This is a genomic window from Streptomyces sp. NBC_00370 (assembly GCF_036084755.1).
GTDB lineage: Bacteria > Actinomycetota > Actinomycetes > Streptomycetales > Streptomycetaceae > Streptomyces.
The window spans coordinates 1,826,499-1,846,463 of the sequence record NZ_CP107968.1 but is presented as its reverse complement, the minus strand read 5'-3'; the positions used below and the strand labels follow the sequence as shown (position 1 = coordinate 1,846,463).

Genomic DNA, 19,965 nt, shown 5'->3' with positions numbered 1-19,965 from the left:
GTGTGTGAGGGCCGTGCAGGCAGCGGAATCCGAGGAGCGGAGCGACATGAGCGGTGAGCGTCGGCGTACGGCCGTGGTGGGCGGCGGAGTGGCGGGCCTCACGGCCGCCTACGTACTCCGGAACTCGCACGAGGTGGCGTTGTACGAGTCGGACGACCGGCTCGGCGGACACGCCCACACCCACGACATACCGTCGTCGGACGGCGGGGTGCACCGCGTCGATTCCGGTTTCATCGTGCACAACACCCGGACATATCCGTTTCTGCTCCGGCTCCTCGGGGAACTCGGCGTTGCCACGCAGGAGTCGGAGATGAGCATGTCGGTGCGGTGCGAGGGCTGTGGCCTGGAGTACGCGGGCGCGCGCGGCCCCGGCGGTCTCCTCGCCCAGCCGCGCAACGCGCTGCGCCCCCGCTACCTGCGGATGCTGGCCGAGGTCCCGGTCTTCCACCGGCGGGCCCGCGCCCTGCTCGCCACACCGGACGCCGGAGCGGCCGAGCAGACCCTGGGCGAGTTCGTCGCCGCCGGGCGCTTCTCGCCCTACTTCACCGCGCACTTCCTGACCCCGGTGGTCTCGGCGGTCTGGTCCTGCGACCCCACCACCGCGCTGCGCTACCCGGCCCGCTACCTGTTCCGCTTCCTCGCCCACCACGGCATGCTCGCGATCAGCGGCTCGCCCGTCTGGCGCACCGTCAGCGGCGGCTCACGCGCGTACGTGGAACGTGTCGGCAAGCAGCTCGCCGCCGTCCACACCGCCACACCGGTACGGGCCGTGCGCCGACCCGACAACGGACGCGCCGGTGTCGACATCGTCTCCGACGACGGCAGCACCGCCCACTACGACTCCGTGGTCATCGCCGTCCACCCCGACCAGGCGCTGCGGCTGCTGGCCGATCCCACCGATGCGGAACGGCGGGTGCTCGGCGCCTTCCGCTACTCCCGCAACCCCACCCGGCTGCACACCGACACGAGCCTCCTGCCCCGCGCCGCGCGCGCCCGCGCCTCCTGGAACTACGTCATGCCCTCCTGCACGGCGGGCGCCGACGCCGTACAGGTCAGCTACGACATGAGCCGGCTCCAGCGCATCGAAGGCCCCGACACCTACGTGGTGACACTGAACGGCGAAGGCCGCGTCGACGAGGACCGCGTCCTCGCCCGGATGACGTACGAACACCCCGTCTACACCCCCGAGTCGGTCGCCGCCCAGCGGCTGCTGCCCGAGCTGAGCGGCCCCGTCACCGCCTACGCGGGCGCCTACCACGGCTGGGGATTCCACGAGGACGGCTGCCGCTCCGGCGTCGAGGCCGCAGCCGCGCTGGGAGTCGCGTGGTGAGCGAAGTCCCCGCCGTCTACACCTGCCTGATCAGCCATGTGCGCACCTCGCCGCGCCGCTACGCGTTCGGCTTCCGCACCTACATGTGGCTGACCGACCCCGACCGGCCGCCCGCGCTGCCCCGGCTGCTGCGCCCGCTCGCCCGCTTCGACGCCCGCGACCACTTCGACGGCACCGAGCCCACGATCCGCGAGGGACTTGCGGCGTTCCTCGCCCCGCGCGGCATCGACCTGGCGGACGGCAGTGTGATGATGCTCAGTCACGCCCGGGTGTTCGGGTACGTCTTCAACCCACTGACCCTGTACTGGTGCCGCGGCGCCGACGGCACCCCGCTGTGCACCGTCGCCGAGGTCCACAACACCTACGGCGGGCGGCACGCGTATCTGCTGCGCCCCGACGCCGCCGGCCGCTCGCGCGTGGACAAGGAGTTCTACGTCTCGCCGTTCTTCCCCGTGGACGGCGCGTACGACATGCGGCTGCCCGAGCCCGGCGAGCGGCTGGGCCTGCGGATCCGGCTGGAGCGTCCTGGCAGCACCCCGTTCACCGCGACCGTACGGGGCGAACGCCGCCCCGCCACGTCCCGGACCCTGCTGCGGGCGGCCCTGCGCCATCCGTGGTCCACCGCCCTCGTCTCCGCCGGAATCCGTCTGCACGGCATCCGGCTCTATCTGCGCGGACTGCCCGTGCAACCCCGTCCCCGGCCCCAGGAAGGTACGAAGTGAGCACGTCAATCCAGTCGTCGGTAGCCCGCAGGACGAGGTCCGCAGCCGTCGACGCGGCACGCTGGCCCGACGTGGCCCGGCTGCCGCAGGCCTCCTGGCTGCGTACGGCGATCGCCGAGCGGATCGTCCGGTACGCGCTCGGCAGGCTCCCGCTGCGCGTCAGGCTCGGCGACACCGGGACGCTCGGACTCGGCGGCCCGCTGATGGTCGTGCACGAGCCGCGCGCGTTCTTCCGGCGGATCGGCGCCGGCGGTCTGATCGGCTTCGGCGAGTCGTACATGGCGGGGGAGTGGGAGGCCGACGACCTGGTCGGCCTGCTGACCGTACTCGCCGAGCACGCGGCCTCGCTCGTACCGGCGCCGCTGCGCACCCTGCGCGCCGCGTGGGCGCCGCGCCACCCGGCGGCGCAGCGCAACACCCCCGAGGGTTCGCGGGAGAACATCAGCCACCACTACGACCTGTCCAACGACCTGTTCGCGCTCTTCCTCGACGAGACGCTGTCGTACTCGTCGGCGCTCTTCCGCGGCTTCCCCGCCGACCGGGCGCTGCTGGCGGCGGCCCAGCACCGCAAGATCGACCGGCTCCTCGACGAGGCCGGCGTCGGCGCGGGCACCCGGCTGCTGGAGATCGGCACTGGCTGGGGCGAACTCGCCGTCCGCGCGGCGGCGCGCGGCGCGACCGTGACCACCGTGACCCTCTCCCGCGAACAGCGGGAACTGGCCCAACAGCGCATCGCCGCCGCCGGGTTCAGCGAGGCCGTCACGGTCCTGCTCAGCGACTACCGGCTGGTGGAAGGCACCTTCGACGCCGTCGTCAGCGTCGAGATGATCGAGGCCGTCGGCGCCGAGTTCTGGCCCGACTACTTCACCACCCTGGACCGGCTGCTGGCACCCGGCGGCCGGATCTCGCTCCAGGCGATCACCATGGCCCACGACCGGATGCTCGCCACGAAGGACACCTTCACCTGGATCCAGAAGTACATCTTCCCCGGCGGTCTGCTGCCGTCGACCGAGGCGATCGAGCAGATCACCGAACGGCACACGGCGCTGCGCGTCGCCGACAGCGACGGCTTCGGACCGCACTACGCCGAGACGCTGCGCCTGTGGCGCGAGGAGTTCGAGGCGCGCACCCCGCAGATCGACGCACTCGGCTTCGACGAGACGTTCCGCCGGATGTGGACCTTCTACCTCGCCTACTCCGAAGCGGGCTTCCGCTCCGGCTATCTCGACGTGCGCCAGATGATGCTCACCAAGGAGGCACAGCCCCGATGACGCGACCCGCCCCGCACGACGGCGCCGCCCAGCGGCTCTTCCCCCTCGCCGAACAGCTCTTCGGCGGCCGGCTGCCGCTGCGGCTGCGCGCCTGGGACGGCTCGGTCGCGGGACCCGACGACGCGCCCACCGTCGTGCTGCGCTCCCGCCGCGCGCTGCGCAGACTGGTCTGGCAGCCGAACGAACTCGGCCTGGCCCAGGCGTACATCACCGGAGAGCTGGACATCGAAGGCGATCTCGCCGACGGACTGCGCACCGTCTGGCGCGCCGTGCGGGAACGCGGACTGCGCCCGCCGAAGCTCACAGCGGGCGACCGGGCCAGGGCCGCCGCCACCGCGCTGCGGCTCGGCGCGCTCGGCCCCCGGCCGCCGGCCCCGGCCTCCCAGGCCAGGCTGGGCGGCGCCCTGCACAGCAGGTCACGCGACCGGGCCGCCATCAGCCATCACTACGACCTGTCGAACGAGTTCTACGCGCTGCTCCTCGACGAGACGATGGCGTACTCCTGCGGCTACTGGACGAGCGACGAGCCCGGTTACAGCGCCGCCGACGCGCAGCGCGACAAGCTGGAGCTGATCTGCCGCAAGCTCGAACTGCGCCCCGGCGCCCGGCTGCTGGACATCGGCTGCGGCTGGGGCTCGCTCACCCTCTACGCGGCGCAGGAGTACAAGACCCAGGTCACCGCCGTCACCCTCGCCGCCGAACAGGCCGACCACGTGCGGGCCCAGGTGCGCGAGCGCGGCCTTGATGAGCTGGTCGACGTACAGCTGCGGGACTACCGCGACATCGTCGGCGGCTCGTACGAGGCGGTGTCCACCGTCGAGATGGGCGAGCATGTCGGCGACGCCGAGTACCCCGGCTTCACCGCGACCCTGCACCGGATGCTGCGGCCCGGCGGCCGGGTGCTCGTCCAGCAGATGTCCCGGGGCACCACGGCACCCGGCGGCGGCGCGTTCATCGAGTCCTACATAGCCCCCGACATGCACATGCGCCCGCTCGGCGAGACCGTGTCGCTGCTGGAGGGCGCCGGGCTCGAAGTACGGTCGGTGGAGGCCCTGCGCGAGCACTACATCCGTACGGTCGGTGCCTGGCACCGCACCCTGGAGGAGCGCTGGGCGGAGTTCGCCGCGCTCGTCGGCGCGCAGACCGCGCGGGTCTGGCGGCTGTACCTGGTCGGCGGCGCCCTCGCGTTCGAGGAGCGCCGGATGGGCGTGGACCAGATCCTGGCGGTACGACCGACGGACGACGGGGTGAGCGGGATGGCGGCGACGCCGCGTGACTGGTACCGGCCGGGTGAGCTGCGATGAACGGCTACCCGTGGGGCGCGTTCGGCACGGGCGTCGGGATCTGCGCCGCCACCGCGCTCGCCGTCATGCTCGTGACCTTCGCGATCGGCGCGGCCAAGGGGCTGCACCGCGTCGTCGACATCGCCTGGGGCGCCGGGTTCGCCGCGGTCGCCGTCGTCTCGTACGCCCTGTCGGCGGGCGAGGGCGACGACGTACGGCGGCTGCTGGTGACGGTCCTGACCGCGGTGTGGGGGCTGCGGCTCGCCGTCCATATCGCGGCGCGCGGCCACGGCCACGGCGAGGACCCCCGGTACGCGCGGATGCTCGACAAGGCACCCGGCAACCGGAACCTCTACGCGCTGCGGATGATCTACCTGCTCCAGGGCGCGCTGGTGCTGCTGGTCTCGCTGCCCGTCCAGGCCGCGATGTACATCCCGGGCGCTGTGGGGCCCGTCGCCTACGTCGGCTGGGCGCTGTGGCTGGTCGGCCTCGTCTTCGAGGCGGTCGGCGACCGGCAGCTGGCCCGTTTCAAGGCGGATCCGGCCAACAAGGGCCGGGTGATGGACCGGGGGCTGTGGAGCTGGACCCGGCATCCCAACTACTTCGGCGACTTCTGCGTCTGGTGGGGGCTGTTCCTGATCGTCTGCGACGACCCGGTGGTCGCGGCGGCGACCGTGGTCAGCCCGCTGGTGATGAGCTACCTGCTGACCAAGGGCAGCGGGAAGCGGCTGCTGGAGCGGCACATGGCGGACCGGCCGGGGTTCGCCGAGTACACCGCCCGCACCAGCGGCTTCTTCCCGCTGCCGCCGCGCAGGTCACGGGAGTCGTAGCGGCCTCACGGCTGCTGACCACGGCCCCGCAGGAACCGGTCGCGGCCCTCACCGAGGTCCACGACCGGTTCGGGGCTGTCGGCGTCCGCACCGAGCCAGCGCCGTACGTACGCGCCGTCCCGGTCGAAGCGCTTGGCCTGGGTGAGCGGGTTCAGCACCCGGTTGGGGCGGGTGTCGGTACCGGTACCCGCCGCCCACTGCCAGTTGAGCTGGTTGTTGGCGAGATCCCCGTCGACCAGCAGGTCCAGGAAGTGCCGGGCGCCGACGCGCCAGTCCACGTACAGCGTCTTGGTGAGGAAGCTCGCCACCAGCAGCCGGCCCCTGTTGTGCATCCACCCCTCGTGCGCCAGCTGCCGCATCGCCGCGTCGACCAGCGGATAGCCGGTACGGCCCGCCCGCCAGGCGGCGATGTCCGCGCTGTCGTCACGCCAGTGGTCGGCCCGGCCGCGGTAGTCCGACCAGGCGGAGTCGGGACGGGCGGCGAGCACCTGGTGGTGGAAGTCCCGCCAGACGAGCTGCCGTACGAACGCCTCGGCGCCCGGACCGCCCTTGCGGCCGGCCTGGTGCACCAGCTCCACGGCCGACAGGCAGCCGAAGTGCAGGAAGGGCGAGAGCCGGGAGGTGGCGTCGCCCGCCAAGTCGTCGTGCCGGTCCTCGTACGACTCGATGCCCGCGCGCAGCCAGGCCGCCAGCCGTTCCCTGCCCACCGCCTCACCGCCGTCGGTGAGACCGGGGGACACGCCGGTCACGTCCGCCCGCTTCGGCAGCGGATCGCTGTCGAGCGCGGGGACGCGTACCGCCTTCGGCGCCGGCATCACCGCGCGCAGCCCGGTCGCCTGCCAGCGCCGGAAGTACGGCGTGAACACGGCGAAGTGGTCACGGCCGCCCGCCGGGGTGAGGTCCCCCGGCGGCACGGCCGTGACCACCGCCTCGTGCACGTCGAGCGCGCAGCCGGCCCCCGCCAGCGCGGCGCGCAGCCGCTCCTCCCTGCGCGCCGCGTACCGGCTGACCCCCGCCGCGACATGGACCTGCCGGGCGCCGCTCTCGCGCACCACCCGGCAGACCGCGTCGACGACTTCACCCGAACGGACGATCAGCCGGCCGCCTCTCTCCCGCAGTCCGTCGTCCAGGGACGCCAGACAGTCGGCCAGGAAGGCGCGCCGGTTCGGCGCGTCGAACCCCGCCGCCCGCACCCCCGGATCGAGGACGAACAGCGGTACGACCTCGTCGGCGCCGCGCAGGGCCGCGCGCAGCACCGGCTGGTCGTGCACCCGCAGGTCGGAGGTGAAGAGCACCACCGCAACGCTCATGTAGCTGTCCTCACGGTCCTCAGGCGGGGAAGTTCATCAGGGCCAGCGGGTCCGACGTGGGCTGGTCGGAGCCGCCCGCCGGTTCGACGGTGATCCCCATGCCCGAAGCCTCCCCGACGGTCCCGGACAGTAGTACGGCGTCCGATCCGGCGGAGGGGCTGAGCAGCCCCGCTGCCCGCATCTTGCCGCCGTCGTTGAACCAGAGCTCGTACACCTTGCCGTTCGGCGGTTCGGGCAGCCCGGCCGCGACGAAGGCCGCCTTGTCCTGGTTCCGCGAGACGACGACGGTGCCGGTGGCTCCGTCGGTCAGCTTGCCCGTGGTGACCTTGGCGTCCGGCGCGGCGAGCACCGAGGCCAGCGCCTCGGACCGCTGCTGCGACGACTGCGCCTGGGCGCGGGCGTCCTGCGCCTGCTGATGCTGCCAGGCGGCGATGCCGCCGAACGCGGCGGCGACGGCGAGGCACGCGGCCAGCGCGAAGCGGGACAGTGCCCGGCCGCGCCTGCCGGCGGCGCCCGAACGGGACTCCGGGGCGACCCTGGGCGGGTCCTGGCGCTCCGTCGCGATCCTGCGGAGCAGCTGCTCCTTCATCGCGGGCGGTGGTGTGACGGACACGGCGAGGCCGAGCCGGGCCGCCGTCGCCGCCAGCTCGCTCACCTCCTGGGCACAGGCCGGGCATTCGGCGAGATGCCGCTCGAAAGCGTCGCGCTCGGCCGGTTCCAGTGCGTGCAGTGCGTAGGCGCCGGTCAGCGTGTGCAGTTCCGCGGTACTCATGAGCTCACCCCCAGGCAGTCGCGCAGCCGGATGAGTCCGTCGCGCAGCCGGGTCTTGACCGTGCCCAGCGGTACGGCGAGCAGTTCGGCCACTTCGCGGTAGGCCAGACCCTGGTAGTAAGCCAGCGTCACCGATTGGCGTTGCAGTTCGGTCAGGGTGCGCAGACAGCGCCGTACCTGTTCCCGCTCCAGCCGGGCCTCCACCTGTTCGGTGACCTCGTCGAAGGCGGGGGTACGGTCCAGCAGCGCGGCCCTGTGCTCGCGGTCGCTGGACGCCTGGGCCGAGCGCACCCGGTCGACGGCCCTGCGGTGGGCCAGCGTCAGCACCCAGGTCATACCGCTGCCCCGGGACGGCTGGAAGCGGGTGGCGGACCGCCAGATCTCCAGCAGCACCTCCTGGGTGACCTCTTCGGACTGGGCGGGGTCGCGCAGCACGGAACGCACCAGACCGAGTACGGGCCCGCAGACCGTGTCGTACACGCGGGCGAAGGCGTCCTGGTCGCCCCGGGCCACGAGACCCAGCAGTTCTTGCAGATCAGGCCCCGCCGAGGCGGGTCCGCCGATGTGTACGGCTTCTTTCACGCGAGCTTTCCTCCTTCGAACACTCTTCAGGACCGATTCGGAGCCGGTGCCCGAACGGATTGGTCGACTTCCGCCCGTACCGGAAGTCCGTCCGACGGCCCCGCGGCAGCACGACGCTACGGCCCCACGGCAACGGCGGCGCCCCCCTGCTTCGGGGGACGCCGCCGTTGCCGTAGCCGTACGTGTCTCAGGCCGCGCTCTCCTGCTCGCGCTCCACCTGCTCGTTCCACTCCCGCTTGACGGCCCGCCACGCCTCGTCGGTCTTGCCCAGGCGCCAGTACCCCGAGACGGACAGCCGCTCGCGCGGGACGTCGCGCTCCACCCGGAGATAGCGGCGCAGGTCCTTCACGAAACCCGCCTCGCCGTGGACGAACGCGTGCACGTCGCCCGCCGGGAAGTCCAGTTCGCGTACGGCGGCGACCAGCGCCTCGCCCACCGGGCGGTCGCCGCGGTGCAGCCAGGTGAGCGCGACCCCGTCGGGGGCGGCGATCTTCTGCTCCTCCTCGGGGCCCGCGACCTCGACGAAGGCATGCACCACCGCGCCGGCCGGGGCCCGCTCCAGTGAGGCCGCGATGGCGGGCAGGGCGCTCTCGTCGCCCACCAGCAGATGCCAGTCGGCCGCCGGGTCCGGTGCGTAACCGCCGCCGGGGCCGAGGAACCTCACCGGGTCGCCCACCTGGGCGCGCGCCGCCCACGGGCCCGCCAGGCCCTCGTCGCCGTGCACCACCAAGTCGACGGTCAGCTCACCGGCCGCCGCGTCCCAGCCGCGCACCGTGTACGTACGGGTCGTGGGCCACTGCTCGCGCGGGAGGTCGGCCCTGATCTGCTCCATGTCGAACGGCTCGGGGTAGCTCACGCCCTCGGGGGCGAACAGCACCTTGATGTAGTGGTCGGTGAACTCGTCGGCTTCGAGGCCGTCGAGACCTTCACCGCCGAGCACCAGCCGCACCATGTGCGGGGTGAGCTGTTCCGTGCGCGTCACGCGCGCCTCACGGGCCTTCGGTGTCCTGCGGGCCGGTCGGTCTGCCACTGCGCTCTCCCTGATGCTTGCCCGACGATGCGTGCACGACGGCTGCTTAGGCTTACCTAAGCTAGCACTTCAGCTCCGCAGCGTCGCCAGCAGTCGCTGCAGCGCACCGCCAAGACCCCAGCGCGCCGCCAGGGCGTCGAGCATCGCCGGATCGCGCGGCTCGGACGGCAGCGCCGGGTCGAAGTCCGGCAGGGGTACGTCACCGGCGACGCGCACCACGGTCGGCGCGACCGCCACATAGTCCCGGGCCTCGTCCAGCCGCTTGCGCTGCGAAGGGGTGAGCTTGGCGTGCGGGTCGTCCACGGCCGCCATGATCCCGGCCAGGTCGCCGAAGGCGTCCAGCAGCTTGGCGGCCGTCTTCTCGCCGATCCCCGGCACCCCGGGGAGCCCGTCGCTCGGGTCACCGCGCAGCAGCGCCAGATCCACATATCCCCGGCCGTCGACCCCGTACTTCTCCCGCAGCGCGGCCTCGTCCGTCAGCTGGAGGGTGCCGACCCCCTTGACCGGGTAGAGCACCCGCACGCCCCGGGTGTCGTCGACGAGCTGGTACAGATCCCGGTCGCCGGTGACGATGTCGACTGGCCCCGCGGACCGGCCGGCGAGCGTGCCGATCACATCGTCCGCCTCGTACCCGGCGACGCCGACGCGGGCGATGCCCAGCGCGTCCAGCACCGCCTCGATGATCGGCACCTGGGGCGCCAGCGTGTCCGGCGTCTCCTCCTCGTCCGGTCCCTCGCTGCGTTCCCGCGCAACCCGGTGCGCCTTGTAGGAAGGGATGAGATCCACCCGCCACTGCGGCCGCCAGTCGGCGTCCATGCACGCCACCAGATCGTCCGGGTGGTGGTCCTGGACCAGCCTGGCGATGAAGTCCAGCAGGCCGCGCACCGCGTTGACCGGGGTGCCGTCCGGAGCGCGTACGGAGTCCGGCACGCCGAAATAGGCGCGGAAATAGAGGGAAGCGGTGTCGAGGAGCATCAGGCGTCGCGTCACACGCCTGATGATGCCGCACCCCACTGACAGCGGACCGCGGTCGGTCGGCGGCCAACGGCATGTCACCCTCCGTACAGGGAACGGAAATGTGACCTGGAACACATACTTGTTTGCGCTCTACAACGTAGGGCAGGGGCGAAGCCGGAGCGGACCCGGCCCTTTTCGCCATGGGCCGGGCGCTGCGGGCCGACCCCGCCCCGCTCCACGGCCCGCCCGCGGGGGTGCCGGGCCGTACTCGGTTCGACGCGTGAGGTGTATGTGTCCAGGCTCCAGGCCGAACATCTGTACAAGGTGTTCGGTATACGACCAGACGAAGCTGTGCCGAAGCTCGAAAGCGGCAAGGACCGTGAGGAGCTCCGCGCCGAAGGTACGACCGCAGCAGTGATCGACGCCTCGTTCTCGGTCGAGCCCGGCGAGATATTCGTCGTGATGGGGCTCTCGGGATCCGGCAAGTCCACGCTGCTGCGCATGCTCAACGGACTCTCGGAACCGACATCGGGCCAGGTTCTGTTCGACGGCGACGACCTGACTGCCCTGACCCCGCAGCAGCTGCGGGAGGTGCGCGCGAACAAAATCAGCATGGTCTTCCAGCACTTCGCGCTCTTCCCGCACCGCAACGTGCTGGAGAACGTCGCCTACGGCCTCGAAGTACAGGGTGTCCCGCGTGAGCAGCGTGTCGAGCGCGCCGGCGAGGCACTGGAGCTGGCGGGGCTCGGCGGCTGGGAGAAGTCCTGGCCCGACGAACTCTCCGGCGGTATGCAGCAGCGCGTGGGCCTGGCCCGCGCCCTCGCCACCGACGCCGACGTCCTGCTGATGGACGAGGCGTTCAGCGCGCTCGACCCGCTGATCCGGCGCGACATGCAGGACCAGCTGCTGGAGATACAGAAGCGGCTCAAGAAGACGATCGTCTTCATCACGCACGACCTCAACGAGGCCATGCGCCTCGGTGACCGGATCGCCGTGATGCGCGACGGCAGGATCGTCCAGCTGGGCACCGCCGAGGACATCCTCGTCACGCCCGCCAACGACTACGTGGCCTCCTTCACCCAGGATGTCGACCGTTCCAGGGTGCTCACGGCAGGCGCGATCATGGCCGACGTGGAGACCGCGCTCGGCACCACGACGGAGAGCGGCAAGGAACTGCGCACCCCCGAGGACATCATCGAGGCGGCCCCCGCCGTCGTCCCCGCCGCCACCCCGATCATCGAACTCTTCACCCCCTGCTCCACCAGCGGGGTCGCCGTCGCCGTCACCGGCGACGACGGGGAGCTCATCGGGGTCGTACCGCGCGCCAGACTGCTCGCCGTGCTCGGCGAGCCGATGACGCCGGCCACCCCGGCCGACACCCAGCTGACCACGCCGGTATCCACCGACAAGGCGGTGGCCGGTGCCTAGGATCCACTTCGGTGACTGGGTCGAGAACGTCGTCGACTGGCTCACCGACCATCTCAGCTGGCTCTTCGACGCCATCACCTGGCTGCTCACCCACATGGACGACGGCATCAACGCCGTCCTCTCCGCCCCGCAGCCGCTGCTGCTCGCCGGCATCTTCGCCGTCATCGCCTGGTGGCTGCGGAACCTGAGCGCGGGCGTGCTCACCTTCATCGGCTTCGCGCTCATCGACTCGTTCGAGTTGTGGGACCACGCGATGCTGACGCTGACCATGGTCCTCGTCGCGACGATCATCATCCTGGTCATCGCCGTGCCGCTGGGCATCTGGACGGCGCGCTCCAAGGCCGTCAGCTCCGTCGTACGGCCGGTGCTCGACCTGATGCAGACCATGCCCGCCATGGTCTATCTGATCCCCGGTGTGCTGTTCTTCGGCATCGGCGTGACGCCCGGCATCATCGCCACCATCATCTTCTCCCTGCCGCCCGGCGTCCGGATGACCGAACTCGGCATCCGGCAGGTAGACGAGGAACTGGTCGAGGCCGCCGACGCGTTCGGCACCAGCCCGCGCAACACGCTGCTCCGGGTCCAGCTGCCGCTGGCGCTCCAGACGATCATGGCCGGGGTCAACCAGGTCATCATGCTGGCGCTGTCCATGGTGGTCATCGCCGGCATGGTCGGCGGCGACGGCCTGGGCGCCGACGTCTTCGAGGCCATCGGCAACGTCAACATCGGCCTCGGCGCCGAGGCGGGCCTGTCCGTCGTCATCCTGGCCATCTACCTGGACCGGATCACCGGCTCGCTCAGCCTGCACGTCTCACCGATCGGCCGCCGCGCGCTGGCCAAGGCGCAGGCGCTGACCGGCGGACTGAAGATCTGGAACCATCGCCCGCAGCCCGCCGTCGCACTCGCCGGCGTGGTGATCCTGGCGCTCGTCGCCGGCGGTCTCGGCATCTTCGGCGGCTCGGACTCGTCGGACGACACCGCCGCGTCCGACCCCGGCAACGTGGGCCAGGGCAAGACCGTCAGCATGGGCTACATCCCCTGGGACGAAGGCATCGCCACCACATTCCTCTGGAAGGAGATGCTGGAGCAGCGCGGCTTCAAGGTCGACGCCAAGCAGTACGACGCGGGACCGCTCTACGCGGGCCAGGCGGGCGGCCAGGTCGACCTCCAGACCGACTCCTGGCTGCCGACCACGCACGCCACGTACTGGGCCAAGTACCACGACAAGCTGGAGGACATGGGATCCTGGTACGGCCAGACCTCCCTGGAGATCGCCGTCCCCAGCTACGTCAAGGGCGTCAAGACCATGGCGGACCTGAAGGGCAAGAGCTCCACCTTCAAGGGCCGGATCGTCGGCATCGAGCCGAGCGCCGGTGAGATGGGCCTGCTCAAGAGCAAGGTCCTCAAGGCGTACGGGCTCGACAAGGAGTACAAGGTCGTCGACAGCTCGACCCCCAGCATGCTGGCCGAGCTGAAGCGGTCGTACGCGAAGAAGGAACCCATCGCGGTCGTCCTCTGGTCGCCGCACTGGGCCTACGCCACGTACGACATGACCAAGCTCGCCGACCCGCAGAACGCGTGGGGCAAGGGCGACGGCATCCACATGCTCGCCCGCAAGGGCTTCACCGACGACAACCCGCAGGCCGCGGCCTGGCTGAAGAACTTCAAGATGACCGAGGACCAGCTCGGCTCTCTTGAGGCCAAGATCCAGTCGACCGGCAAGGGCAAGGAGCAGGAGGCCGTACGCGCCTGGCTGAAGGCCAACCCGGACGCCCTCGACAAGTGGGCGCCGGTCCCCAAGGCCAAGGACAAGGTGAGCAAGGCGGCCAACGGCAAGGACGAGCGGGCCAGGGCGCTGACCGTCGCCTGGTTCCCGTGGGACGAGGACATCGCCGCCACGTACCTGTGGAAGAACGTGCTGGAACAGCGCGGCTACAAGATGAACCTCAAGCAGTTCGACGTCGGCCCGATGTACACGGCGCTCTCGCGTGGCCAGCTCGACGTCCAGTTCGACGGCTGGCTGCCCAACACGCAGAAGAGATACTGGGACAAGTACCACGACGACCTGACGAAGATCGGATCCTGGTACGGCCCCACCTCGCTGGAGATCGCGGTGCCCAGCTACGTCAAGGGCGTCAGCACCCTGGACGACCTCAAGGGCAAGGGCTCCGAGTTCAAGGGCCGGATCATCGGCATCGAGCCGGGCACCGAGACCATGAACATCCTGAAGAACAAGGTCGTCCCCGGCTACGGGCTCGACAAGGAGTACAAGGTCCTCGACAGCTCGACCCCCGGGATGCTCTCCGAGCTGAAGCGGTCGTACGACAAGAAGCAGCCGGTCGCCGTCATGCTGTGGAGCCCGCACTGGGCCTACAACGAGTACAAGCTGACCAAGCTGGCCGACCCCAAGAAGGCGTTCGGCACCGGTGACCAGATCACCACCGTCGCCAGCAAGAAGTTCCCCGAGCAGTACCCCCAGCTGACCAAGTGGCTCAAGGACTTCAAGATGAGCGAGGGCGACCTCGCGAGCCTGGAGAACCAGATCACGAAGAGCGGCAAGGGACACGAGGAAGAAGCGGTGGAGGCCTGGATGAAGACCAAGCCGGGCATCGTGGACAAGATGGCTCCGCTCTAGACCTCTGGTCCGGACCGGGCCGGAGTACCTTCGATGGGGTGGGTGTCGCCGATGGCGGTACCCACCCTTTCGGGGTTGTGGCCGGCGCCGGTGGCCGAGTCGTGGGCCGGTCGCCAGGCGGTGGGTGCGGCCGGACGGCTCTTGTACCGCCGTCAACTCTGCGAAGATGGCGATCCGGCGGGAGGGAGCCAACATGGACGACAAGGAAGCGCTCAGGGTGGGCGCCGCCGTCCGCAGACGGCGCAGGTCCCTGGGGCTGACGCTCGCAGCGGTCGCGGAGCGCAGCGGACTGTCCGTGCCGTTCCTGAGCCAGATCGAGAACGAACGCGCCCGGCCCAGCACCCGCTCGCTCGACCGGGTCGCCGAGGCGCTGGAGACCACCCCCGCCCGGCTGCACGCGGCGGCCGACTCGGCGCGCACCGTCGATGTCGTACGGTCTGCCGCCCCCGTCGTGCCGGGTGCGCGCCGGGTGGTGCGCGGCGGACACCAGCTGGACGCCCAGGAGTTCACCGGCGAGCTGGACACCGGGCGTGAGTACCAGCACCGCAACGACGAAGTGATGTACATCGCCGACGGCGCGGCCGAGGTCGAGGCCGAAGGCCGGGCGTACCGGCTGGAGCGCGGCGACACGCTCTATCTCAGCGGCGGTGTGACGCACCGTTGGCGCACCACCGAGCCCGGCACCCGCATCGTGATCGTCGCCGTCGCCGAGCACATCGACGCGACGGTCGACCGCAGGAACTGACGCCGTGACCGGCCGGACAGGCCCCGCGCGGGTCGTCTCGCTCGTCCCCTCGCTGACCGAGGCGGTCGCGGTCAGCGCGCCGGGGCTGCTGGTGGGCGCCACGGACTGGTGCGTACGGCCCGCCGGACTCGACGTCGTACGGATCGGCGGCACCAAGAACCCCGATGTCGCGGCGATCGTCGCGCTGCGCCCCGATCTCGTCATCGCCAACGAGGAGGAGAACCGCGCCCCCGACCTCGCCGCACTGGCCGCCGCCGGGCTCGACGTACTGGTCACCGAGGTGCGCGGCCTCGACCAGGCGTTCGCCGAGCTGGAGCGGGTCCTGCTGGCCGGCTGCGGCCTGCCCGCCGCGCCGCGCTGGCTGGACGACGCCCGTACCGCCTGGGAGCGGCCCGCGGCCCCCGCCGCCCGGCGCAGCGCGTTCGTACCGATCTGGCGGCGGCCCTGGATGGTCGTCGGCAGCGACACGTTCGCCGGTGATCTGCTGGCCAGGCTCGGCGTCGACAATGTGTACGGCGCGCACGCCGAGCGCTATCCGCGCATCCCCGTGGACGAGCTGCGGTCCGCCGGCGCCGATCTGGTGGTGCTGCCCGACGAGCCGTACCGCTTCACCGCCGATGACGGGCCGGAGGCGTTTCCCGGGCTGCCCGCCGCGCTCGTCGACGGGCGGATGCTCACCTGGTACGGACCGTCGCTGGTGCGGGCACCGGCGGCGCTGCGGGCCGCACTGAGCGACGCCCGCTGATCGGACTCATACGCGGCGGGCGCCCGCCGCTTCGACCAGTGCCCGCATGACCCGGGTGTCCGCCGCCATCTCCGGGTGCCACTGGACCCCCAACGCCCACTGAGGCTCGGGCAGTTCGACGGCCTCGACCGTGCCGTCGGCTGCGACGGCTGAGACGGTGAGCCCGTCACCGAGCTGGTCGACCGACTGGTGGTGCTGGGTGGGGACGCTGAACTCCCCGGCCACCAGGGTCGCGTAGCGGGTGCCGGGCAGCGGCGTCACGGGATGCTCGCCGAACCGGCCGACGACGGGGGAGACATGACCTTCGATGTGCTGGACGAGCGTGCCGCCGCAAGCGACGTTCAGCAGCTGCATCCCCCGGCAGATGCCCAGCAGCGGGGTGCCCGAGGCCAGCGCCGCCTCGATCAGCGCCAGTTCCCAGGCGTCCCGCTCGCGGGCGGGCGGGCCGGTACGGGGGTGCGGCTCGGCGCCGTACCGTACGGGCTCGACGTCGGGACCGCCGGCGATCACCAGACCGTCGAGCCGCGCCACCACGGCTGCCGCCGCTGCCGGGTCGTCGGGCGGCAGCATCGCGGCGAGCCCGCCGGCCCGCTGGACGAGCCGGGGATAGCCGACCGGCAGCAGCGCCGCAGGCAGGGTCCAGGTGCCCCAGCTCGCGGACTCCTCCAGATAGGTGCTGACACCGATGAGCGGCTTCACGACGGGATCCTCCGGGGGGCGTGCCAAAAGTACGTTCCCATACCATTCCAGACGGTGGGGACGTCGCTCAAGCGAGGAAGCCCCGCAGCAGCGCCGCCGTACCGTCGCAGTGCTCGCGCATCGTCTCCCGGGCCGCTTCCGCTTCCCCCGCGAGCACGGCGTCCACCAGCGCGGTGTGCTGCCGCTGTGAATGCTCCAGATTGCGCACCAGCAGCGGGATGCAGTCCAGCAGGTCGTTCACGGTCGCCCGGACGGCCGCGTACTGCGCGGTCAGTGTCGCCGACCCGGACAGCTCGGCCAGCGTCAGATGCAGCAGCGTGTCCAGCCTGCGATAGTCCGCCAGCGGCGCATCCCTGGTGGCGGCGAGCGCAGCCCGCAGCCGGTCGGCCCGCGCCCCGTCGAGGCCGTGCGCCGCGCACAGCCCGGCGGCGCCGGTCTCCAGCACCTCGCGGAAGCGCAGCACGTCCTCGATGTCGACGCCCGCCACCCGCCGGCGCAGCTCCTCCTCGGCCCCGCCCGCCCGCGCGTCGGGGCGCCGCCTCACGAACGTACCGCCGTACCTGCCGCGCCTGCTCTCCACCAGCCCCTGCTCGTGCAGGACCTTGAGCACCTCGCGCAGGGTGACCCGGCTGATCCGCAGCCGGTCGGCCAGCTCCCGCTCGGCCGGCAGCCGCCCGCCCGCCGCCACCAGGCCGAGCCTGACGACCTGGAGGATCTGTTCGAGTGCTTCCTCGAACCCGTTCCCCGCGCGCACGGGCCGCAGTACAGGGGTCAGTGCGTCCATCGGTTCGGTGTTGTCCGCCACGGCGCCGTTTCCCCTTCCCAATCAATGGTCTCCCCGCATACCTTATGGGTCGCTGACCGACGTGAGGAGCAGTCCCGTGGCAGACCGCACAGCACCGCTGGCCGTCGAGGAGCTGCGCGCCCTCGTGGCGAGCGGCGAGATCGACACGGTCGTCCTGGCCTTCCCCGACATGCAGGGCCGGCTCCAGGGCAAGCGGTTCGCGGCGCCGTTCTTCCTCGACGACGTCCTGGAACACGGCACCGAGGGCTGCAACTACCTGCTCGCTGTCGACACGGAGATGAACACCGTCGACGGCTACGCGATGTCGTCCTGGGACCGCGGCTACGGCGACTTCGCCATGCGCCCCGACCTCAGCACGCTGCGCCGGCTGCCCTGGCACGAGGGCACCGCCTTCCTCGTCGCCGACCTCGCCTGGAACGACGGCTCACCGGTCGTCGCCGCGCCCCGGCAGATCCTGCGCCGCCAGCTGGAGCGGCTCGCCGCGCACGGCTACAGCGCGCACGCCGGGACCGAACTCGAATTCATCGTCTTCAAGGACACCTTCGAGCAGGCGTGGAACAGCGGCTACCGCGAGCTGACCCCGGCCAACCAGTACAACATCGACTACTCGATCCTCGGCACCGGCCGGATCGAGCCGCTGCTGCGCCGCATCCGCAACGAGATGGCGGGCGCCGGACTGACCGTCGAGTCCGCCAAGGGGGAGTGCAACCCCGGACAGCACGAGATCGCGTTCAAGTACGACGAGGCGCTGGTCACCTGCGACCAGCACGCCGTCTACAAGACGGGGGCCAAGGAGATCGCCGTCCAGGAAGGCGTCTCCCTCACCTTCATGGCCAAGTACAACGAGCGCGAGGGCAACTCCTGCCACATCCATCTCTCGCTCCAGGACGACGACGGCGTGAGCGTCATGGCCGGGGAAGGCCCCGGCGGCATGTCGCCCGTCATGCGCCACTTCCTCGCCGGACAGCTCGCCGCGCTGCGCGACTTCGCGCTGCTCTACGCGCCCAACATCAACTCCTACAAGCGGTTCCAGCCGGGCTCCTTCGCGCCCACCGCCGTCGCCTGGGGCTACGACAACCGCACCTGCGCGCTGCGGGTCGTCGGCCACGGCCGGTCCCTGCGCTTCGAGAACCGGCTGCCCGGCGGCGACGTCAACCCGTACCTCGCCGTCGCCGGACTCGTCGCCGCCGGGATCCACGGCATCGAGAACCGGCTGGAACTCCCCGACGAGTGCACGGGCAACGCCTACAAGGGCGACTACGCACACGTCCCCACCACCCTGCGCGAAGCGGCCGAGCTGTGGGAGAACAGCCCGATCGCGCGGACGGCCTTCGGCGACGAGGTCGTCGCGCACTACAGCAACATGGCGCGCGTCGAGGTGGAAGCCTTCGACGCCGCCGTCACCGACTGGGAGCTGCGCCGCTCCTTCGAACGCCTGTGAGGCCCGAGATGAGCCCTGCGACCGAGCACCACATCCTCAACCCAGCGACCGGCGAGACGATCACCACCGTCCCCGCCACCACCCCCGCACAGGTGGACGCGGCCGTCACCCGCGCCGCCGCCGCGCAGCGCGGCTGGGCAGCCGCCGCCCCCGCCGACCGGGCACGGCTGCTGCGCCGCTTCGCCGCCCTCGTCGACACGCACACCGAGGAACTGGCCCGGCTGGAGGTGCGCGAAGCCGGCCACACCATCGGCAACGCCCGCTGGGAGGCGGGCAATGTCCGCGATCTGCTCGACTACGCGGCGGGCGGGGTCGAGCGGCTGACCGGCCGGCAGATCCCGGTGGCCGGGGGCATCGACGTCACGTTCCTCGAACCCCTCGGGGTGATCGGGGTGATCGTCCCCTGGAACTTCCCCATGCCGATCGCCGGCTGGGGCGCGGCGCCCGCGCTCGCGGCAGGCAACGCCGTCATCCTCAAGCCCGCCGAGACCACCCCCCTCACCGCGCTGCGCCTCGCCGAACTGGCCCTGGAGGCAGGCCTTCCCGAGCATCTGCTGCAAGTCCTGCCCGGCGCCGGGGACATCGCGGGCAACGCCCTCGTCGAACACCCCGGCGTCGCCAAGATCGTGTTCACCGGGTCCACCCGCGTCGGCAGGCAGATCATGGCGAAGTGCGCGGAGCGGGTGAAGCGCGTCACCCTCGAACTCGGCGGCAAGAGCCCCAACATCGTCTTCGCCGACGCCGACCTCGAACAGGCGGCGGCCACCGCGCCGATGTCCTTCCTCGACAACGCGGGACAGGACTGCTGCGCCCGCACCCGCATCCTCGTCCAGCGCGAGGTGTACGACCGCTTCCTCGACCTGCTCGCCCCGGCGCTCAGCGCCGTCGTCGTCGGCGACCCCGCCGACGAGGCGACCCAGATGGGCCCGCTGATCTCGGCCGTCCAGCTGGAGCGCGTACGGTCCTACATCCCCGACGGCGCGCCCGCGCTGCGCGGCAGCGCACCCGTGGGGCCCGGCTTCTGGTTCCCGCCGACCGTCCTCACCCAAGCCCCCGCCGACTCACCGGCCGCCGTCCAGGAGGTCTTCGGCCCGGTCGCCGTCGTCCTGCCCTTCGACGGCGAACAGGACGCGGTCCGGCTCGCCAACGCCACCGACCACGGCCTCGCGGGCTCCATCTGGACCCGCGACGTGGGCCGCGCCCTGCGCGTCTCACGCGGGGTCGCCGCCGGGAACCTGTCCGTCAACTCGCACAGCAGCGTGCGCTACAGCACCCCCTTCGGCGGCTTCAAACAGTCCGGGCTCGGCCGCGAACTCGGCCCCGACGCACTGACCGCCTTCACCGAAACCAAGAACGTCTTCATCAGCACGGAGGCCTGAGC

Annotated in this window: 18 protein-coding genes; 11 read left to right on the top strand and 7 right to left on the bottom strand. The window is 71.5% G+C overall.

Features of this window, described 5'->3' with window-relative positions; translation table 11 throughout:
• Window positions 1–46: 46 nt before the first annotated feature.
• From OHS57_RS07890 to OHS57_RS07870, 5 genes are read left to right on the top strand one after another with little or no spacing between them, the layout of a single operon-like run.
• Window positions 47–1,330: an NAD(P)/FAD-dependent oxidoreductase gene (locus OHS57_RS07890; RefSeq protein WP_328581488.1), complete on the top strand. Its 1,284-nt coding sequence runs from the start codon at window positions 47–49 to the stop codon at window positions 1,328–1,330.
• Complete coding sequence (locus OHS57_RS07885) at window positions 1,327–2,052, top strand: DUF1365 domain-containing protein (protein WP_443042851.1); 726 nt, start codon at window positions 1,327–1,329, stop codon at window positions 2,050–2,052. The genes OHS57_RS07890 and OHS57_RS07885 overlap by 4 nt, the downstream gene beginning before the upstream one ends.
• Window positions 2,049–3,323, top strand: a complete 1,275-nt coding sequence (locus OHS57_RS07880) for a class I SAM-dependent methyltransferase (RefSeq protein WP_443042850.1) — start codon at window positions 2,049–2,051, stop codon at window positions 3,321–3,323. Before OHS57_RS07885 ends, OHS57_RS07880 begins: the two co-directional genes overlap by 4 nt.
• Entirely contained in the window at window positions 3,320–4,627 is a 1,308-nt protein-coding gene (locus tag OHS57_RS07875) for a cyclopropane-fatty-acyl-phospholipid synthase family protein (RefSeq protein WP_328581486.1), read from the top strand. The genes OHS57_RS07880 and OHS57_RS07875 overlap by 4 nt, the downstream gene beginning before the upstream one ends.
• Window positions 4,624–5,436: a DUF1295 domain-containing protein gene (locus OHS57_RS07870; RefSeq protein WP_328581485.1), complete on the top strand. Its 813-nt coding sequence runs from the start codon at window positions 4,624–4,626 to the stop codon at window positions 5,434–5,436. The genes OHS57_RS07875 and OHS57_RS07870 overlap by 4 nt, the downstream gene beginning before the upstream one ends.
• Window positions 5,437–5,441: 5 nt before the next feature.
• Here OHS57_RS07870 and OHS57_RS07865 read toward each other — a convergent pair whose 3' ends face one another.
• From OHS57_RS07865 to OHS57_RS07845, 5 genes are all read right to left on the bottom strand, one after another.
• Window positions 5,442–6,746 carry a cryptochrome/photolyase family protein gene (locus tag OHS57_RS07865; protein WP_328581484.1) on the bottom strand — a complete coding sequence of 435 codons (1,305 nt, stop codon included), beginning with the start codon at window positions 6,744–6,746 and terminating at the stop codon, window positions 5,442–5,444.
• Window positions 6,747–6,765: 19 nt separating this feature from the next.
• Window positions 6,766–7,518 carry an anti-sigma factor gene (locus OHS57_RS07860; protein ID WP_328581483.1) on the bottom strand — a complete coding sequence of 251 codons (753 nt, stop codon included), beginning with the start codon at window positions 7,516–7,518 and terminating at the stop codon, window positions 6,766–6,768.
• A complete protein-coding gene (locus tag OHS57_RS07855; protein WP_041991442.1) occupies window positions 7,515–8,099 on the bottom strand; it encodes a sigma-70 family RNA polymerase sigma factor in 585 nt (194 codons plus the stop codon). Before OHS57_RS07855 ends, OHS57_RS07860 begins: the two co-directional genes overlap by 4 nt.
• A 187-nt stretch (window positions 8,100–8,286) precedes the next feature.
• The gene (locus tag OHS57_RS07850; protein ID WP_328581482.1) at window positions 8,287–9,129 is read right to left on the bottom strand and encodes a siderophore-interacting protein; all 843 of its coding nucleotides are present in this window, start codon (window positions 9,127–9,129) and stop codon (window positions 8,287–8,289) included.
• Between the two features lie 69 nt (window positions 9,130–9,198).
• Window positions 9,199–10,104, bottom strand: coding sequence for a 5'-3' exonuclease (locus tag OHS57_RS07845; protein WP_041991446.1), 906 nt, complete (start codon window positions 10,102–10,104; stop codon window positions 9,199–9,201).
• 273 nt (window positions 10,105–10,377) lie between these two features.
• Here OHS57_RS07845 and OHS57_RS07840 point away from each other — a divergent pair, with 273 nt between their 5' ends.
• The 4 genes from OHS57_RS07840 to OHS57_RS07825 all read left to right on the top strand — a co-directional run bounded on the left by OHS57_RS07840 (window position 10,378) and on the right by OHS57_RS07825 (window position 15,639).
• Entirely contained in the window at window positions 10,378–11,514 is a 1,137-nt protein-coding gene (locus OHS57_RS07840; RefSeq protein WP_328581481.1) for a quaternary amine ABC transporter ATP-binding protein, read from the top strand.
• Complete coding sequence (locus tag OHS57_RS07835; RefSeq protein ID WP_328581480.1) at window positions 11,507–14,149, top strand: ABC transporter permease/substrate binding protein; 2,643 nt, start codon at window positions 11,507–11,509, stop codon at window positions 14,147–14,149. Before OHS57_RS07840 ends, OHS57_RS07835 begins: the two co-directional genes overlap by 8 nt.
• 193 nt (window positions 14,150–14,342) lie before the next feature.
• Window positions 14,343–14,894 (top strand): helix-turn-helix domain-containing protein, encoded by a 552-nt coding sequence (locus OHS57_RS07830; RefSeq protein ID WP_041996812.1) that lies wholly within the window; start codon window positions 14,343–14,345, stop codon window positions 14,892–14,894.
• Window positions 14,895–14,898: 4 nt separating this feature from the next.
• Entirely contained in the window at window positions 14,899–15,639 is a 741-nt protein-coding gene (locus OHS57_RS07825; RefSeq protein WP_328581479.1) for a helical backbone metal receptor, read from the top strand.
• A 6-nt stretch (window positions 15,640–15,645) separates the two neighbouring features.
• Here the strand turns inward: OHS57_RS07825 and OHS57_RS07820 are convergent, their stop codons facing one another.
• On the bottom strand, window positions 15,646–16,338 hold the full coding sequence (locus tag OHS57_RS07820; RefSeq protein WP_328581478.1) for a gamma-glutamyl-gamma-aminobutyrate hydrolase family protein: 693 nt from the start codon (window positions 16,336–16,338) through the stop codon (window positions 15,646–15,648).
• A gap of 67 nt (window positions 16,339–16,405) precedes the next feature.
• Complete coding sequence (locus OHS57_RS07815) at window positions 16,406–17,122, bottom strand: FadR/GntR family transcriptional regulator (protein WP_328585019.1); 717 nt, start codon at window positions 17,120–17,122, stop codon at window positions 16,406–16,408.
• Window positions 17,123–17,219: 97 nt separating this feature from the next.
• Between OHS57_RS07815 and OHS57_RS07810 the strand changes: the two genes are divergently transcribed.
• Window positions 17,220–18,584, top strand: a complete 1,365-nt coding sequence (locus OHS57_RS07810; protein WP_328581477.1) for a glutamine synthetase family protein — start codon at window positions 17,220–17,222, stop codon at window positions 18,582–18,584.
• 8 nt (window positions 18,585–18,592) lie between these two features.
• Window positions 18,593–19,963: an aldehyde dehydrogenase family protein gene (locus tag OHS57_RS07805; protein WP_328581476.1), complete on the top strand. Its 1,371-nt coding sequence runs from the start codon at window positions 18,593–18,595 to the stop codon at window positions 19,961–19,963.
• Window positions 19,964–19,965 lie beyond the last annotated feature (2 nt).

Bases quoted from the DNA above. Each gene is read 5' to 3' on its own strand.
- OHS57_RS07890 (WP_328581488.1), top strand. From the start codon at position 47: ATGAGCGGTGAGCGTCGGCGTACGGCCGTGGTGGGCGGCGGAGTGGCG.
- OHS57_RS07875 (WP_328581486.1), top strand. From the start codon at position 3,320: ATGACGCGACCCGCCCCGCACGACGGCGCCGCCCAGCGGCTCTTCCCC.
- OHS57_RS07870 (WP_328581485.1), top strand. From the start codon at position 4,624: ATGAACGGCTACCCGTGGGGCGCGTTCGGCACGGGCGTCGGGATCTGC.
- OHS57_RS07865 (WP_328581484.1), bottom strand. From the start codon at position 6,746: ATGAGCGTTGCGGTGGTGCTCTTCACCTCCGACCTGCGGGTGCACGAC.
- OHS57_RS07860 (WP_328581483.1), bottom strand. From the start codon at position 7,518: ATGAGTACCGCGGAACTGCACACGCTGACCGGCGCCTACGCACTGCAC.
- OHS57_RS07845 (WP_041991446.1), bottom strand. From the start codon at position 10,104: ATGCTCCTCGACACCGCTTCCCTCTATTTCCGCGCCTATTTCGGCGTG.
- OHS57_RS07830 (WP_041996812.1), top strand. From the start codon at position 14,343: ATGGACGACAAGGAAGCGCTCAGGGTGGGCGCCGCCGTCCGCAGACGG.
- OHS57_RS07815 (WP_328585019.1), bottom strand. From the start codon at position 17,122: ATGGACGCACTGACCCCTGTACTGCGGCCCGTGCGCGCGGGGAACGGG.
- OHS57_RS07805 (WP_328581476.1), top strand. From the start codon at position 18,593: ATGAGCCCTGCGACCGAGCACCACATCCTCAACCCAGCGACCGGCGAG.